Below are 16286 nucleotides of genomic sequence, written 5' to 3'. Positions count from 1 at the left end.
CAAAATAGACCCCCTCTTTGCGCAGCAGAAAGGGGGCAGGGGGGGAGTCTACCGGCGAACATGGTATACCGGCGATTGACTCACCCCGACATCGCTATCGCTTGTCGACCCGCTCTTTTGACGAAAAAGAGGGTGAAGCGCTTTTTGTTTATGAGGGGGACGGAAATATGAGCAGCATATTATTCAGTCATTCATACTTCCTCCGGTTCGACCCGAAGCAATGGGCGCTGGGGCAACCCTATGCGCCCCTGGGCACGTTATACGCCGCTGCGCTTATGCGGCAGAACGGCTACAAAGTAAGTTTATTCGATACCATGTTCTCGGCAGATGCTGATGAGGTTATCCCGGCGCTTGCCGAAAGGCCCGGCTTTTTTGTGATATACGACGACGGCTTCAACTACCTTACCAAAATGTGCCTCACCAACATGCGCGAGGCTGCTTTCAAAATGTGCAAGCTGGCCAAAGCGCAGGGCTGTACCGTAATTGTATCCAGTTCAGACGCTACCGACCGCTATGCCGATTACCTGGCCGAGGGTGCCGATTTCGTTATCATTGGCGAAGCGGAACACACCCTGCTGGAGTTGTGTAACCATATCAAAGCAGGCGGCGTTGATTATGCCGGCATTTTGGGTTTGGCTTATAAGGCGGGAGATAAGCTATTGAAAACGCCCTCTCGCCAGGTGATAAAAGATTTAGACAGCCTGCCGCTGCCCGCCTGGGATTTGGCCGATATGGCTAAATATCGCGCTATGTGGCAGCAAAGCGCGGGCTATTTCTCAGTAAATATAGGCACTACGCGGGGTTGCCCTTTTAAATGCAACTGGTGCGCCAAGCCTATTTATGGCAACCGCTATAACTCACGCAGTCCGCAAAACGTAGTAGAGGAAATAGTGCTATTGAGGCGGAATTATGGGATAGAACATATCTGGTTTTGCGACGATATTTTTGGCCTGAAACCAGGTTGGGTGCTGGAATTTGCCCGCCTGCTGCAAGAGCAACAAATCACCATCAGGTACAAAATACAATCGCGGGCGGATTTGCTGGTAGAAGAGGAGCTGGTGACCGCACTCGCTCAATCGGGCTGCGACAACGTGTGGATAGGCGCCGAAAGTGGCTCGCAAAAAATATTGGATGCCATGGATAAGGGCATCACCATTGCGCAGATCGGAACCGCCACCGCGTTGATGAAACAACACGGTATCAAACCCTCGTTCTTCATCCAATTCGGCTACCCCGGCGAAACCAAGGACGATATAGCCCTCACCATCGCCATGATCAACCGCTTGCTGCCCTTCGAGATAGGCATATCGGTATCGTACCCGTTGCCGGGCACCGTATTTTACGATAGGGTGAAAGCCGAACTGAAAAAGAAGACCAACTGGACCGACTCCGACGAGATGGCACTGATGTTCGCAAACACTTTCCCCGCGCCCTATTATAAGCAGCTGCACCGTTATGTGCATCAGAACTATCACAAGCATCTGGCTTTGAGCAACCTGGTCAGACTGTTCAAAAACCCGGCGGCGTTGACGAAGCAAGGCCTGAAAAAAGCGCTTTCGGTGCTGTATCATACGCCGCGAACTTATATGGAAAAACTGAAGCTGAATCGCCTGGAACGTGCCTTATGACAGAGACCATCCACAACGAGCAACTGGCTGGGGCTGCCTTCAGCAACCAATCGGCGGTGTTTGATGATTTGTATAGCGGCGATACCATCATCGCCTACAAACGCCAAAGGGTGCGCAGCCATGTATTGCAGTATCTGAAACCCGGCGGCAGTATATTAGAATTGAACAGCGGCACTGGTGAAGATGCCCTGTTTTTTGCGCAGAATGGATTTAAGGTGCATGCTACCGATATCTCCGAAGGCATGCAAAGCCAGTTGAGACACAAAGTGCAATCAGCCGGGATGGCTGGCAACATAACTAACGAGCTATGTTCTTTCAACCACCTGGAGCAACTTAAAGAACGTGGGCCCTATGACCTTATCTTCTCCAACTTTGCAGGCCTCAATTGCACCGGCGAACTGGATAAAGTGCTGGCCTCATTTACCCCATTGCTAAAGCCGGGCGGTATGGTAACACTTGTTGTCCTACCCAAATTTTGTTTGTGGGAAATGTTGCTGGTGTTTAAAGGGAAATTCAGGACGGCATTCCGCAGGTTTTTTAGTGCGAAAGGACGCAAGGCGCATGTAGAGGGCGTGTATTTTGCCTGTTGGTATTATCCGCCATCGTATATCAAAAAGCATTTAAAAGAAGAATTTGACCTATTGGGTATGGAGGGGCTTTGCACCATTGTTCCGCCATCTTACATGGAAGGTTTTGCGGAGAAGCACTCCGGGCTATACCGCTTTTTGGTGAGGTGGGAGGAAAAGCTGAAAGCAACCTGGCCCTGGAATTTAATCGGCGATTATTATATCATTTCCTTGAAAAAGAAAGCCTGATTATTGCGCTACACGCTCCTCGGTTTGCTGCAACACTTGACTGAGTTTTTGCTCGTAGCGGTTCATCAGGTGCTCCTGAAAATTGAGTGGATCAGGCTTGGCGAAATGCTTGCCGGTAGCCATGCCCAGTATCAAGCCGCGCATATTTAGCTTTTTAAGGGTGGTTTTCTTATTCCATCTGCGGGAGGTTATGCGCATCAGCATGTTGTCGAGCAAATCGCCGAGGCTGTTATTCAGCCCCCATTCTGCAAGGCTTTTCAAAGGGTAATTCTTTAAAGGCTTTGCCGAGGCTAACCGCAGGGTTTTATTGGGGAGTAGCGCGCGGGTCCAGGTGTTGGCGGCGTAGAATTTCTCGAAGGTTACATCGCCTTCCAACGGTATCAGTGTATCGGTTTCTATGGCCGTATAGATGTTCCTTTCTGCAATTTGCAGTTGCTGCTCATCTATATAATAGTTCATGCAGTAATGGTGTTGCCGGTTCACCAAAAAAGTAAGCTTTTTAAAGCAATGCATCAGCGTACGCGCCACCCAAAGGCGGTTTTTGGCGGTGATGATGAAGAGGTCGATATCCGATTTCTCATCCGCGAAGTTCTTGGAAAGCGAGCCGGAAATCCCAATGCCGCGCACATACGGAAATTTGATGAGGAAGCTGCCTACATCCCGGGCTTTAGCAATCAATTCCGCAGCTTTTTTATTGCCCTTATTGCGGCGCAGGATAACCAGGTAATCGTTTTTTAGCGAGTAGTATTTATCTAGCTGGTAAACCATTTTGCCGGCAATCAAACAATTCAGCGCATCGTTGAAATCGTGCCGGCAATGCCGCTCGCCCATGAACAGGAAGATCTCGCCATATGTCAACGGGTAATCGAACATGTCGAAATACGCAAGGGCAGCTAATATGTTTTTTTGGACGGGTGACACGATGCTATTCTAGATATGTTTTATGACCTGTTTTACAGGGTTTGTATCTGCTTATTACTATAGATATGACGGTGCAAAAGCTTGTTAGGTTGCCTGTAAATAAACTATTTATGCTGATGCCAGGTAGTGCGGATTGCCAATAATCATCGAATAGGTAAATCCCGGGGATCCATTAGAACGGGGTAGCAGACATTCAACTACCATGCTTTTTTAATTTTGCATATGTGGTGCCGTGATCAATTCGGGAGGACCGTATGTATGAGTTTTCCGCCTCCTATTGACCGCCGCCCCCGTTTGCTCCTGACCCGAATACACCAGGAACGAAAAGAAAAGCGAATAGAAAAAGATACCTTTATCCACATCGAGCAGGTTCTCTGAAAAGGATACCGTGGCGATGATGAGCATAAAACTGAACAACAATACATCACCGCTACGGATAGCTTGCCGAAAGCCGAAATACAAGGTAAAGAGGTACACTAATAGACCCGCCAACCCCGCTTTTATCAGCAGGCTAATGAACTCGCTATGCGCATTTAGTCCCGCCAGGTACGAGCGGTAGAAATGATGCCCAAAGAATTCTTCCTTCAACAGCCCAATCTCTGTGCCTGCGCCATGGCCAATTACCGGCGATTTTGCCGCCAGCTTTAAGGCAAGTTGCCATCGCGCTAGCCTGGGGTCGAACAGTTCATCGGCTTTGGCTTTACTCAGGTCGGTTTTCAGATCGGTGATGTATCGCTCCTTAAAATTATCCATATGGTAAATACCCACGATAAGCAAGGCCGATACCGATAGCGTGACAGCAGCATAGCGTAGGCGAACTTTCCCTCTCAACAAGAAAACGGGTGCGGCTATGTTGATGATGACCAGCAAAGCAACCGATACCGATTTGGAACTGAGCTGGATGATGCCCGTAGCTAACACAACGGTGCACCAAATGCATAGAGCCCGGTAGCCTGCGGACTTTGTCTTAATCAATTCTGTTAACATGTATGCCAGCGCAAGGGCAATTTGCATGGAAAAAAACGTGGCGTGTATCTCCAGCGGGCCTGCAAAGTTATGGTTGGTAAAATCGGCAGAATATATAGCCGATAGTGGGAGATGATAAAAACGGATAGCCCGGAATGCCTGCAGGTAAAGGTACAGGATGGCCACCGTACTACCCAACGCAAAGGTTAACAACAGGGGCGCGCGGTATTTCTTCAGGTTGATTGGGTTGAGACAGAATACCAACGGGAAAAGCAGGATGGTAATCTGCTTGCCCCATTCGGCAAAGGCTACAGGCTTATTGATGCTGTAGATAGTAGCGGCCACGGTTAGGAAGAATATGGAAGCCAATGCGAGGTTAGGCCGGGTTATCAATGGCTTTACTTCTGCCCGTTTTAAATGGATAAGCGTATGCAGTATGAAGCTGATGAGTATCAGGTGGCTGTAGAACATATCATAAGGCAGGCTCAGCAGCAGCAAAGCCATATGATAATAGCTGATGCGGTTGGCAAGGCTATCCCCGCGCGGGAACAATTCTTTCAAAGTTGTGGGCATGGTAGCATTCCAAAATAAATTCCTCGTACTCGTCAATTATCTTCTCCCAATTAAACTGGTATTGTATTTTGTGCAGGTTGTTTTTTACCATGGTGCGCTCGGTATCATGCCTTTGCACATTCTCCACCAGGCGGCGCACCTCTGTGGCATTGTCAAAGTAGAAGGCATCGCTTTGCAGTACCGATTTATTGAAAGGGTTGTTATGCGCGGCAATGAGGGCCTCGCTGGCCATGGCCTCGAGTAAAGAAGGGTTGGTGCCACCCACGCTATGCCCATGGAAATACAGGTAGGAGTTGTTCTGCAGCGAACGCACAGCAGTATTATCGAATATCGAGCCTTTGAATTGTATGCGGCTATCGTTTTTGAACCGGTGGGTAATGTATTTACCAAACCGGTTGCTCGTATCGCCAAGGACCTTAAAGTTTTTGGCAGAAGCGCTTTCGTTGAAACCCTCCAGTATGGCTTCGATATTATTTTCCGGCTCCATACGGGCCATCAGCAAAAAATAATCTTCCTTTTGGGCATCTGTTTTATCCAGTTGCTCGCGCTCTTCTTCCGAAAATAAATCTGCTCCGTAAGGGATGTACCGGCTATCGATGCTGTACTTATCCTTAAGGTAGCTGCTGATCACTTTAGAATCGGCTATATAGAACTGGCTATACTTTACGGCCAGTTTTTCGGCATATTTCAAAAAGCGCTGCACAGGTTTAGCGTATTTGGAGCGTTTCCACTCCAGCCCATCCATATTGGTGATGATAGCGCTGTTGGGCGGATACATGCGGCCCCAAACCGAACTGCTGGTATAGCCCATTAGCAGCACCACATCAAAGTTGCGGGTACGGGCATCGCGCAGGCAATTAAAATCGTAGGCGAACTGGCCGGCGGTGCCTATCAGGTACTCAGGGTCGTAACAGTGTACTATATTCACCCCGTTCCAGCTGCTTGCGGTATAGGGGTGGTTGTGCGAATTATAAACGGTTACCGCGTGCCCCTTTTGCACCAATCCAGCCGAAACATATTCAGAGATATGCTCAAACCCTCCGTAGTAATTCGGTATGCCCCGCGTGCCCAATATGCCAATTCGTAATTTCATGCCGGTTGTGCTATTTGATATGCTTTATAGGTTTGTATCGCCGCCTGTTGCCAGGTAAATTGTTTCAATATCCGTTGCCGCAGGCCTTCGGTAAAGGCGGCCTTGCTTGCCTTTTCTACTGCCGCCAGTATGCTTTGCGGTTCGGCGGGGTTGCAGTAAAAGGCATCGTTGCCAAAGTACTCGCGCGTATCGCCTTTGTCGCTGATCACGATATTGCAGCCCATGGCTGCGGCCTCTACCGAACTTAGTCCCGTTGTTTCGAACCAGCTGGGTAGTACGTGTACCCTGGCTCTGCGGTAATAATCTACCAGCTCCGCCTGCGGCATATGGCTAATGAAGCGTACATTACCTGCTGCCATCGCCAGGCATTCGCGGTAATACGCCGCATGGTTGGGCGCGTGCGCACCTATCACAAGCAGGGTAAAGCGCGTATGGTTAAGCGCCTTTATCAGGTTCTGCTGATTCTTGATGCCCTCTATCCGCGCCACGCAAAGCACCAGATTGTCATCCTTGCCCGATAAACCATCGTTATGGAACAAGCCCGGATTGACGCCGTTCGGGATGACCTGGTATTGTGGTCTGTGTTTATAAGCTTTGATGAGCCTCTCATATTCAGATACCGAGTTTGGTAGTACAAGGGTTGCCTCACGCAGTATTTTTTGGATGCTTTTACGCTGGCCGAGCCACAGGTAGGAGATACTGCTGAGGTGGTCCTTCCCCAGCAGCCAGCGGGCTATGGTCTTTACGTATTCGATAATGTTGCCCGGCAAAAGCCCCAGCAGCGCACGGATGCCTTTGGCCTGGTGCTTATCGTACTCGCTATAATCGCACAGGATGGTTGATACCACAAAGGGTTTCCGCGCTTTTTGGCTGTGGTAAAGTATATCTGCCGGGCGTATGATGTTGAAAAAATGCAGCAAATCATACTCCTGATAGGCGATAACCTCGTTGGCTAATTTGATGTCTACCTGCAGACCCAGTCCCGCAAGGTGCTTTGCCGTTTGCATCACCTGTACCGTATCTCCGCCGGGGACCGTGTGCAAAGTCGACCGGGTGATGAATGCTACTTTCATCATCTGGCGAGGTTGATATGCAGCCAATTGATGAATGCTTGCGGCAGGTAGCTGATGGTATAAAGCAGGTAATTATCCAGCCGCAAGGGTTGCAGGGCAATGGCCCTGGCCATATGACTGCGGGCCTTTTTGGGCTGGTAATTGTTCACCAGGAATTTTTTGCCGCAGAGCGCATAATAAGCTCCCTGTTTGTTTTTGGGTGAGTATTGCCTGCTGCCTATCTGTTGCAGCTCGGCACCCTCCTGGGCAGTAATGCGCTGGGTTTTGAGCGAGGTGTTCTTTATCGACCGGAATTTTCGGGTATGCCATTTCTCATCTATCGTTACGGATTCGGGGTTAAGTCTAACGTTAATCAGGGGCTCGCGCAGGTTGCAGGCCTTTTGGGTTTTGAGCAGGCGGGCCCATAAAAAATGGTCTTCAAAAGTGTAAGCGTGTTCGTTATAACCGCCCGCCGCAATAACCGCCTCCTTTTTATACATTACGCAGGAGTGTATCATAGGGCATACGTCGAATGGCAGAGCGGTGATTTGGTCGCTGCTGTAAGCCGCAAGTTGGTGGGTAAACAAAAACTCGCCGTGGGTATCCATATAATCCGCCTCGGAACCTACGATGCTGTAGCCGGGGTTTGCCAGCATAAAATCGTATTGGGTTTGCAGACGTTGCGGGTAGCAAATATCGTCGGCATCGAAACGGGCGATGTAGGCTGCGCGGGCATATTTAAGTCCTTTGTTGAGGGCAGCAGCAACACCCTGGTTGCTTTGATGGATAACCACGATGCGCTCATCGGCGAAGGCACCGATGGCTTCCAGCGTATTGTCGGTAGAGCCATCGTTTACAATCATCAGTTCAAAATCGGTAAAGGTTTGCGTCAGTACCGATGCGATGGCTTCGGCGATGTACTTGCCGGCATTATAGGCGGGCATCAATACGGTGATCTTAGGTTCAGGCATAAGCTGCTGCTCCTTCCTGCGCTTCGGCCGTTTCTTTAATGTTGAGGAATAGCAGCAATTCGAAGAATACGATGATGGATAACTGCTCGAACCAATAATCTACCAACAGCACTGCCAACATTAGCGCCAGTATGGGTAAGCCGTAGCTGAGCTTTTTGTAATGCCGGGCAAAAAACCATACGTAATAAATGGCAAAGGCCAATAGCCCCAGCAGGCCGTACTCTGCCGCTAACTGGTTGTAAACCGAGAACGGACTGTTGGTAAGCGAATGGAATCCCGTTTGCTTGCTAAAAAAATCGAGGTACACATCCAGGTGGTTTTTCAGGAAATCGGGGCTGATGTAGATATATTGATGCGGGTAGCCACCGGCAATGCCTAAGCCGGTTGCCCTGAATGCCAGTTTCGACGAGAAATTACCCATGCCATCGCCTGCAAGCATCCGGGCGGGATGCTGCAACAGGAACCTGCCAGTTTGCAACATGCTGATGGCTTTGCCGGGCAGTTGCGGCACTTTTACCGTTTTGGCGGAGATAGGCAAAGCGGCATCGTGTGTGCTGATGAAGCGGATAAGCGGCTGTTGCGCTGCCTGCGGCACCTTGATGCTTTGGAAGCGGGCGGTGTGGATACTGTCTTGCGGCAGCGTAATGCGCCCTTCCTCGTTGCGGATGATTGGCTTTACGGCTACCAGGGGCGGCTTGTCTTTAGTGTCTTTGAGGTATTGGGCGGCGCTTAGGCTATCCAGGTAAAGTTTGGCGGTTTTCTCCTTCCTTTCGTCGGGGGTGAGTACCGAATCAGGGCGTTGGGTGAGGGGCAACGAGGCGGCGGTTGGCTGCACCCTAGCCGGATGACGCTTTTGCTTTTCGAAAGTGTTTTTGATGGTTTCAGCAACGTAAATATTGTTCTGTGGCGATACCTTCACCATGAATACGACCACGAACATGAGGCAGATAACGATGAGGCTTTTTTGGGCGCGGTTGCTGTAGAAAACAAACAGCCCGGCGAGTATCAGTAATAAAGTGATATTGATAAAATTGCTTGCGCTGAGCAGCAACGTTGCCATGCAGGCCAGCACCATCACAGGTTTTTGGCGCACTAAAAAGTAAATAACGCCCATGGCATTCAGCGCGGCGTTGGTGGTAGAGGTATCGAAGCTGATGCCCTTGATATAGTCGCCCGTGCCGATGAAATATTTTTGGTAATTGCCCTGGTAGGTATAAGGGTTTATAGCGTGCGTTTCCCATATAATGGCCAGCAGGTTGCCTGCGGATACCACTATATTGATGATAAAAAACAACAGCAGCGTACGGTGGATGGTTGCAGCATCATGTTTTTCTACGGACAGTTTTACCTGGTGCACCGCCAAAATGCACAGCAGCCAGAAAAACACCCCCGTGATGATGACGATGATGTAATTGATGTTTTGATATCCCCGGTTGATGAAAAGCCCCGTAAGCGAAAGCACAATGATGAGCGGATAAAACAAGGGCAGCCGCGAATTTTTAAAGCTGAAGCCGAATTTAAAATCGAATTGTAACAGGTAGATGATGGCGATAGCCGGGATTTTTATAGCCAGTTTTACGTTGAGGAAGAGCAGCAGCAGGGCCAACAGTTTCCAATCGGCATAGCTTTTCCATTTTTGCAGGTAGGGGTAGGGTAGGCTGGCGGCCATTATTGTTTGCGTTGTTGTTTGGATTCGGATGCGGCATACGTGGTGCAATAGCTCCCCGACCGCCCCGGTTTGCTATAAGCATTACGCCACGGATTGGGGGATGGTTGCCTGCGGGATGGGAGCTTAGCGATAATTATGCGCTGAACGCAATTCGCGCTGTTTTGGCATCGCCCGCTTTTAGCTGCCTGGTGAGGAATAGCAGCAGTACATAAAATAAGGCAGCAACTATTAAGCTAAGCCAGCAATTAAACCCAAATTGGCTTACCGCAAAGCCGCTAAGCAATGCGCAAGCCATGCAGATGATCAAATTTCGCCACACCGCATTCAACGGCGCAATGCGGTTATGCACGAGGTAAAAAATAGCCTGCGCTACGCTGGCAGCCAAAAAGCCGAAAGCTGCGCCGGGGTTGCCAAAAAGCGGTATCAGCCCCACATCTAACACTGCATTTACCGTGAAAGTGATGATGAAGCCTTTCAGTATCAACTTCATTTCGCCTTTGGCGAAAAAAATGGTCCACAAAAAGTTGTTGAGGTATAAAAATGGGATGCAGAGCGTTAGGATAAAAAACGTGAGGCTGTTTACGGCCCCGTATTTGCCGCCGGTTACCGCATCTATCAGCGGCGACCACAGCACGTTCAACACTAAACCCGTAAAAGCGGCTATAACCATTTCGGCACGGAAAAGATTTTTAAGCGCTGTAGTGTCTACAGCATCATGCTTAAACATTTTGGTAAAGCGGGGTATAAGCAATGGTGCGATGGCCAGCAACGGCAGTGTGCTCATCTCAAAAACTTTGTAAGCGAAACTGTATTCGGCCAGTTTTACGGCCGATGCCATCAGGCCGATGAACACCCAATCGAAGCGGGCCATGGCCGAGGTAAGCAGGTTTACCCCGGTTTGCGGCAGGGCCTCGCGCAGCAACGCAGTATATTTTTGCTTGTGCCAAATTAAACGGAAGGGCAGCCTCGTGCTGCGGTTGAAAACAATGACGGTGATGATCAGCTCCAGCAAATCCCCTGCAATGAAAATAATCGCCGCGTTGTGCAAGCTGATGAGATGCAGTATGGCCAGCACCGTCAACGCAACGCATCTTACCAAATTAGATACCAGCAACATGCCCGCTAATAAACTGAACCGCTCCAGCCCGCTGGCCGCCTGTTTGAAAGGGGTACTGAAATAGATCATCAGTTTGCCCGCGCCCACTAATAAAAGCAATAGGAAGAAGCCCGTGTTTGCCGCACTCAACCAATAAGCCAGCAAAAGCAACCCATAAAACAGCAACCCCGTAAGCACTACATGCGAAAGGTAAAGCGAGACCACTTCGCCGGTATCCTCGCCCGAGGCAATCTTGCGAATGGATACCTGGTCGATGCCGAAAGACAGCAGGTTAAAGGCCATCATGAGTATAGCCAGGGCCAGGTTCAGCATGCCAAAGCCGCTTTTATCTAGCCCGGTAGAGAGCAGGTAAAAAATAGCCAACCCGGCCAATTGGTTAATGGCCAGTTGCAAAGTATTTGCCGAAAGGTTTTGGAAGAGCTTACTTTTCAAAATTAGCGATATTCTACCGCCAGCTTTTTGGGTACCGGTGGCTTATCCGAAGGTAAATATTTACGGCTTTCCAAAAGCTTTAGGTGCTGATATTTAAGTCGCGTGTTTTGATACATCGTCAGTGCAATATCCAGGCCCTCCGGTCCATCTAAAAAACCAAGCCGCAAAATGTAGCTCATCACAAAACCAAAAACCGGCGAAAGCCGACATTTAAAAAAGCCGGCCTTTTTACCTTGGTTGGCGTATTTGGCCGCGCTTAGGCGGGCGTAGTGTACAGCCTTTTGGCGGCACTCGTATATGTTGTTTACCGAATAATGGTGCAGGTGTCCGTCCAGCTTCAATATCTTCACCCCGGCAGGCAGCAGCAAGGTTTCGTGTACTTCTGTTTCTGACCATCTTACCAGGCGGCGGTTGAACAGGCGGCGGTGATGGTCGCGACCCCAGGTGCCGTACCTGATGCGCTTTTGCCCAAAGTACGAGCGGAAGGCGATATCGTAAACTACGTTGGGGTCTTTAAGCATTAGCCGGTGTAGCTGCCCTACCAGTTGTCCGTCGGCCACTTCGTCGGCATCAAGGCTCAATATCCAATCGTAACGGGCCAGGGTTATGCCTTTGTTCTTGTTGGCACCGTAGCCGTCCCAGTCCTTGTGGTAAATGCGGCAGTTAAAGGCACGGGCAATGGCGATGGTGTCATCGGTACTCCCATTATCTACTATGACGATATCATTGCTGATCAGGCTGGCCATCTCGAGACAGCGGCCAATCATGGCCTCTTCATTCCTGGTGATAATTACAACGGAAACCGGTATCATGCAAAGATATTCTATAGATTGACGGATACTATCAGCCCGCGGCAGCGGTTGGCCGATGCGTGGCTTTATCCATATATCGTTTGAGAAGCAGGTGGGGTTGCCTTGTTATTTCCCGGCAGGAAAATAAATATCGGATGCCTTTATTAGGTAATGATTAACGTGTTTTAAATCAGTAATTTAAATATTTTTTAAATAAACAGGCAACCTTTGGCCATCGGGCATCGTGATGTAGGAAGATTAGGTTAAATTTAGAGGCGCGTAAAAATTTAATTCCCGGCATGGGCGACGAAGAGCTACATCAACTGATACAGGGCTGCATAAAGCAGGACCGGAAATGCCAGAAGATGCTGTATAAGGCATTCTACGGCTTTTCTATGGGGATATGCCTGCGCTATGCCAACGACCGTGAGGAGGCTGCCGCGGTAATGAACCAGGGGTTTATGAAGGTATTTACCCACCTGCAACGATTCGATACTTCGCGGCCATTCAAGGCCTGGCTGGGGCGCATTATGATGAACGTGTCAATTGATTACTACCGCGCAAACCTCAAAATGGCCTATACAGACGACCTGGAAAAAGCTGAGCATTTAACCGATGGCGAACTGGTGGACAGCAACCTCAATTACGAGGATTTGCTGCGGATGGTGCAGCAACTGCCGCAGGCCTATCGTACGGTGTTCAACCTGTTCGCCATAGATGGATACTCACACGAGGAGATCGGCGATATGCTGAACATCAGCCCGGGAACGTCTAAATCTAATCTGCATAAGGCGAGGCATAAATTAAAAGTAATGATTTTGAAAGCAGAAGATGCAGCCAACAACAAAGGGAACAACTACGGCGGGGGGATGAGCTATAACCCCATTGTAGCCATGTGCGGCAGCGATATCAAGAATGCTTTTTTTAACAATGGTATCAGGAGATGAAAGAGGGGCAGGATAAAATAGATAACTTATTTAAAAAGCGGTTGGAAGACCCCGCAGGCAACCTCGCCTACAACGAGGATGATTGGGATGCGATGGAGCAAATACTGGATAAAGGCAAAAAGCGCCCTTTTATAGTGTACTGGCTGCCTGTAGTTAGCGGCATAGCGGCCATGTTGCTGTTATTTTTGGGCTGGTGGTTTTTTAAACCCACGCAAACAACGGTTAAAAAGGATGATACTGTAGCGGTGAAACCTGCCGTGAAAGGTACTGATACCACGAGGATAAATAAAACGCAAGCCGTAACGGTTAGTCCGCAAAACAGCGTGGCGGTTAATGGTACATCGGCACCGGCAAGTAACACGGGGAAAGATACGAATTACCCATTGTACCAAAGTAAACACCGTGCACCAACCAGGAAAGCGGGCGCGGCAGTAAACACGGGCGAAAGGATATTGGCAAACTTCGGCGTAAAAACTCAACCGCAACCGCAACAAAATACATTGCCTGCTGCGGGGCAAAAGGATACTGTGCCAGCTTTGCGGACGGATATGGTGGCCGTGCAACGGGATACTACCCCGCCAACCAGGTTAGATGCAGCGAAAGCAGATGATAAACAACCTGTGATTGCCGGAAACACTCCTGCGCAAACGCCTGATAAGCCGAAAGTGAAGGTTAAGTCGCTTAGCCAGGGCAGGCCTCAGTTTGCCATTAGCGTGCTGGCTTCGTCAGATATCAACGGGGTAAACTCGTTTCAGCAGAGTAAGGTAGGCAGCAATTTCGGGGCGATGTTATCAGTTAGCGTAAAGAAATGGACCTTTACAACAGGGGCGATGTATGCTATTAAACCCTATGCAACCAGTTTTGCCAACTATACGACAGCGTACAAGTTCAAATCCGACCCAACCATTGTTACGGCCGATTGCCGCATGCTGGATGTGCCTTTGAACATCGGCTACCAGGTGTATCAAAACCGCAAGAATAAGTTCTCGTTGGGAACAGGCGTATCATCGTACTTTATGCTGCACGAGAACTATAAATACACCTATAGCTCCACATATGCCAACGGCCCAACCAGCTATACGGTTGCCAACCCTAAAAACTATCTGTTAAGCGTAATAAATGTAAACGCCACTTTCGAGCGGCAAATCAATTCAAAATTCAGCCTTAGCGTGCAGCCGTATATGAAACTGCCCATCAAGGCGGTTGGCTACAGCCAGGTAAACCTGCATACCGCAGGGGTGGCCGTTGGCTTTAACTATAACTTCAATTCATTCACCAAACCAAAGTAGCATGAAGTACATTGGCCTTATTTTACTTGCCTGGTTAAGCATCAAAAACCAGGCAGGGCAGGACCTCTATGCCTGTAAAAACGCAAAAATCAGTTTGTTTTCAACCGCCCCGCTAGAGGATATCTCGGCAGTGAGTAACAGCGGCACATCGGTTTACAACCCCGCCACCGGCGATTTAGCCTTTAGCGTTGCCATCCGCTCGTTTCAGTTCCCCAAATCGCTGATGCAGGAACATTTCAACGAGAACTACATGGAGAGCGATAAGTATCCCCGTGCTTCCTTCAAAGGGAAGATACAGGAGGCTATCGACATCACCAAGAACGGCAGCTACCCGGTGAACGTTGCCGGCGAACTGGATGTGCACGGCGTGAAACAAACCCGCACCATCCCCGGCACGGTGGTGGTAAACAACGGGACGGTCAGCATGTCGGCAGAGTTTATGGTAAAATGCGTCGACCATAAGATCGATATCCCCACTCTGGTATTCAAGCATATTGCCGAGACCATCAAAATGAATGTATCGGCTACGTACATGGCAGTAAAGAGCAACTAAAAAACCCTATAACAAAAATCATGAAAAAGTTAATACCCCTGGCAGCCTGCGCCTTAATAAGTACCGGGCTGTGGGCGCAAACTACGCCTGCAAAAAGCGGCAACGCAGCCGATTCGCTGTTGAACAGCATGAACGCCGACACGAAGGCCGAACCCGTTATCGCCACCTTTAAATCTACCCGGCTGATACTGGGCGCCACTACCGAAACTGTAAAAAAGAACAACCTCAACTTTTTGGTGATACACCGCTTCGGTGACATTGGCGGCTCGCAGGGCGGGGGTAAAACCTTTTTCGGGCTTGATAACAGCAGTGATATCTATATCGGTTTCGAATACGGCGTAAGCGATAACCTGGATATCGATTTCGGCCGCAGTAAATTTGCCCAGCAGATAGACCTTGGGCTTAAATACGCCATGGTACACCAAACATCAGATGATGCCACGCCTTTTGCCGTAACCCTTTTGGGCAAGGCAGGGGTAAAAGCTTACGAGGCCAACAATGGCGAGTTCCCCACTTTTGCCGATAGGTTTGCCTATGTGGCGCAGGCCATCATTGCACGCAAATTCTCGTCGAACTTCTCGCTGCAGGTAACCCCAACTTTCGTACGCGACAATTCGCCTTTCCCATTCCTTGCGGGTAACGAGCGCAGCTTTTTTGCCATGGGTATAGCCGGGCGACTAAAAGTTACCAAACGTATGGGTATAGTAGTTGATTATGCGCACCCCTTCTCATCCTTCCGCAGCAATGCCAACGGCGATAACGCCTTTTACGACCCGCTGGGCATCGGCATAGAAATAGAAACAGGTGGCCACGTGTTCACTATTGTGTTCAGCAATGCCAAGGCCATCTCAGAAACCAGCTACCTAAGCGCCAGCCAAAGCGATTGGGGCAAGGGGCAGTTCCGTTTGGGCTTCACTATATCGAGGATGTTCAGTTTCAACAAAAAGGATAAGAAGGCTTATTAACCCTACTAATAAATATAAAACCATGGAAAGACAGGAATTCTTGGCCAAGCTGGGCATAGGCCTGGCCGCCGTTTGTACAGGATGCAGTTTAGTATCCTGCGGCAGCAACCCCAAAAACGAAGACCCAAAGCCCACCAGCGATGGTAACCTATTTACCGCCAACCTAAGCAGCGAATTGCTGAACATAGGTGATAGCAAGGTAGCCAACGGCGTAATATTGGCACGCATTGCCGCTGGTAACTCAGCCGATGCGTTTTCGGCAGTGCAGGTAGCCTGCACGCACGAGGGCACTTTCATTAATTATAACACGGCATCTGCTGTGTACATTTGTCCGCTGCATGGCAGCAAGTTTAGTCAAACCGGCGCTGTATTGCAGGGCCCGGCAATAGCCGCTTTGAAGAAATACAATGTAATCATTGATGGTACAAGCCTTAAGGTAAGGGCGTAACGTAATTGTTGTTGTTTGATAAGGGGCGCAGCCTATTCCTGATAAAGGGTAGGCTG

At 49.4% G+C, this 16286-nt stretch carries 15 protein-coding genes; 7 read left to right on the top strand and 8 right to left on the bottom strand.

Annotated elements, in window-relative coordinates; translation table 11 throughout:
* The first annotated feature begins 167 nt into the window (after positions 1-167).
* Both E2R66_RS09240 and E2R66_RS09235 read left to right on the top strand, forming a co-directional pair.
* Complete coding sequence (locus tag E2R66_RS09240; protein ID WP_133229898.1) at positions 168-1628, top strand: B12-binding domain-containing radical SAM protein; 1461 nt, start codon at positions 168-170, stop codon at positions 1626-1628.
* Entirely contained in the window at positions 1625-2443 is an 819-nt protein-coding gene (locus tag E2R66_RS09235) for a class I SAM-dependent methyltransferase (RefSeq protein ID WP_133229896.1), read from the top strand. Before E2R66_RS09240 ends, E2R66_RS09235 begins: the two co-directional genes overlap by 4 nt.
* On the opposite strand, the gene E2R66_RS09230 is transcribed toward E2R66_RS09235, so the two are convergent.
* The 8 genes from E2R66_RS09230 to E2R66_RS09195 form a co-directional block, all read right to left on the bottom strand.
* Positions 2444-3364 (bottom strand): hypothetical protein, encoded by a 921-nt coding sequence (locus E2R66_RS09230; RefSeq protein WP_133229894.1) that lies wholly within the window; start codon positions 3362-3364, stop codon positions 2444-2446. It lies immediately after the preceding gene.
* A 210-nt stretch (positions 3365-3574) separates the two neighbouring features.
* Complete coding sequence (locus E2R66_RS09225) at positions 3575-4903, bottom strand: O-antigen ligase family protein (protein ID WP_133229892.1); 1329 nt, start codon at positions 4901-4903, stop codon at positions 3575-3577.
* Positions 4863-5996, bottom strand: a complete 1134-nt coding sequence (locus E2R66_RS09220; RefSeq protein WP_133229890.1) for a DUF1972 domain-containing protein — start codon at positions 5994-5996, stop codon at positions 4863-4865. The genes E2R66_RS09225 and E2R66_RS09220 overlap by 41 nt, the downstream gene beginning before the upstream one ends.
* Positions 5993-7072, bottom strand: a complete 1080-nt coding sequence (locus tag E2R66_RS09215; RefSeq protein WP_133229888.1) for a glycosyltransferase family 4 protein — start codon at positions 7070-7072, stop codon at positions 5993-5995. The genes E2R66_RS09220 and E2R66_RS09215 overlap by 4 nt, the downstream gene beginning before the upstream one ends.
* The gene (locus tag E2R66_RS09210) at positions 7069-8019 is read right to left on the bottom strand and encodes a glycosyltransferase family 2 protein (RefSeq protein WP_133229886.1); all 951 of its coding nucleotides are present in this window, start codon (positions 8017-8019) and stop codon (positions 7069-7071) included. Before E2R66_RS09210 ends, E2R66_RS09215 begins: the two co-directional genes overlap by 4 nt.
* Positions 8012-9688, bottom strand: a complete 1677-nt coding sequence (locus tag E2R66_RS09205; protein WP_133229884.1) for a hypothetical protein — start codon at positions 9686-9688, stop codon at positions 8012-8014. Before E2R66_RS09205 ends, E2R66_RS09210 begins: the two co-directional genes overlap by 8 nt.
* Before the next feature lie 133 nt (positions 9689-9821).
* Complete coding sequence (locus E2R66_RS09200; protein WP_133229882.1) at positions 9822-11237, bottom strand: oligosaccharide flippase family protein; 1416 nt, start codon at positions 11235-11237, stop codon at positions 9822-9824.
* Positions 11238-11239: 2 nt separating this feature from the next.
* Positions 11240-12049, bottom strand: coding sequence for a glycosyltransferase family 2 protein (locus E2R66_RS09195; RefSeq protein ID WP_133229880.1), 810 nt, complete (start codon positions 12047-12049; stop codon positions 11240-11242).
* A gap of 278 nt (positions 12050-12327) precedes the next feature.
* On the opposite strand from E2R66_RS09195, the gene E2R66_RS09190 reads away from it, so the two are divergent.
* The 5 genes from E2R66_RS09190 to E2R66_RS09170 are packed head-to-tail and all read left to right on the top strand — an operon-like array spanning position 12328 to position 16230.
* Entirely contained in the window at positions 12328-12975 is a 648-nt protein-coding gene (locus E2R66_RS09190; RefSeq protein ID WP_133229878.1) for an RNA polymerase sigma factor, read from the top strand.
* Positions 12972-14264: a hypothetical protein gene (locus E2R66_RS09185; RefSeq protein ID WP_133229876.1), complete on the top strand. Its 1293-nt coding sequence runs from the start codon at positions 12972-12974 to the stop codon at positions 14262-14264. The genes E2R66_RS09190 and E2R66_RS09185 overlap by 4 nt, the downstream gene beginning before the upstream one ends.
* 1 nt (position 14265) lies before the next feature.
* Positions 14266-14817, top strand: a complete 552-nt coding sequence (locus E2R66_RS09180) for a YceI family protein (protein WP_133229874.1) — start codon at positions 14266-14268, stop codon at positions 14815-14817.
* Positions 14818-14837: 20 nt separating this feature from the next.
* Positions 14838-15782, top strand: a complete 945-nt coding sequence (locus E2R66_RS09175; protein WP_133229872.1) for a DUF5777 family beta-barrel protein — start codon at positions 14838-14840, stop codon at positions 15780-15782.
* A 22-nt stretch (positions 15783-15804) separates the two neighbouring features.
* Entirely contained in the window at positions 15805-16230 is a 426-nt protein-coding gene (locus E2R66_RS09170) for a QcrA and Rieske domain-containing protein (protein WP_133229870.1), read from the top strand.
* Positions 16231-16286: the final 56 nt, after the last annotated feature.

The organism is Mucilaginibacter psychrotolerans (assembly GCF_004519315.1).
Lineage (GTDB): Bacteria > Bacteroidota > Bacteroidia > Sphingobacteriales > Sphingobacteriaceae > Mucilaginibacter > Mucilaginibacter psychrotolerans.
The sequence above is the reverse complement of the archived record's forward strand: the minus strand, read 5'-3'. Positions and strand labels throughout refer to the sequence as shown.

Bases quoted from the DNA above. Each gene is read 5' to 3' on its own strand.
- E2R66_RS09205 (WP_133229884.1), bottom strand. From the start codon at position 9,688: ATGGCCGCCAGCCTACCCTACCCCTACCTGCAAAAATGGAAAAGCTAT.
- E2R66_RS09180 (WP_133229874.1), top strand. From the start codon at position 14,266: ATGAAGTACATTGGCCTTATTTTACTTGCCTGGTTAAGCATCAAAAAC.
- E2R66_RS09195 (WP_133229880.1), bottom strand. From the start codon at position 12,049: ATGATACCGGTTTCCGTTGTAATTATCACCAGGAATGAAGAGGCCATG.
- E2R66_RS09170 (WP_133229870.1), top strand. From the start codon at position 15,805: ATGGAAAGACAGGAATTCTTGGCCAAGCTGGGCATAGGCCTGGCCGCC.
- E2R66_RS09220 (WP_133229890.1), bottom strand. From the start codon at position 5,996: ATGAAATTACGAATTGGCATATTGGGCACGCGGGGCATACCGAATTAC.
- E2R66_RS09185 (WP_133229876.1), top strand. From the start codon at position 12,972: ATGAAAGAGGGGCAGGATAAAATAGATAACTTATTTAAAAAGCGGTTG.
- E2R66_RS09235 (WP_133229896.1), top strand. From the start codon at position 1,625: ATGACAGAGACCATCCACAACGAGCAACTGGCTGGGGCTGCCTTCAGC.
- E2R66_RS09240 (WP_133229898.1), top strand. From the start codon at position 168: ATGAGCAGCATATTATTCAGTCATTCATACTTCCTCCGGTTCGACCCG.
- E2R66_RS09175 (WP_133229872.1), top strand. From the start codon at position 14,838: ATGAAAAAGTTAATACCCCTGGCAGCCTGCGCCTTAATAAGTACCGGG.
- E2R66_RS09225 (WP_133229892.1), bottom strand. From the start codon at position 4,903: ATGCCCACAACTTTGAAAGAATTGTTCCCGCGCGGGGATAGCCTTGCC.
- E2R66_RS09210 (WP_133229886.1), bottom strand. From the start codon at position 8,019: ATGCCTGAACCTAAGATCACCGTATTGATGCCCGCCTATAATGCCGGC.
- E2R66_RS09190 (WP_133229878.1), top strand. From the start codon at position 12,328: ATGGGCGACGAAGAGCTACATCAACTGATACAGGGCTGCATAAAGCAG.
- E2R66_RS09215 (WP_133229888.1), bottom strand. From the start codon at position 7,072: ATGATGAAAGTAGCATTCATCACCCGGTCGACTTTGCACACGGTCCCC.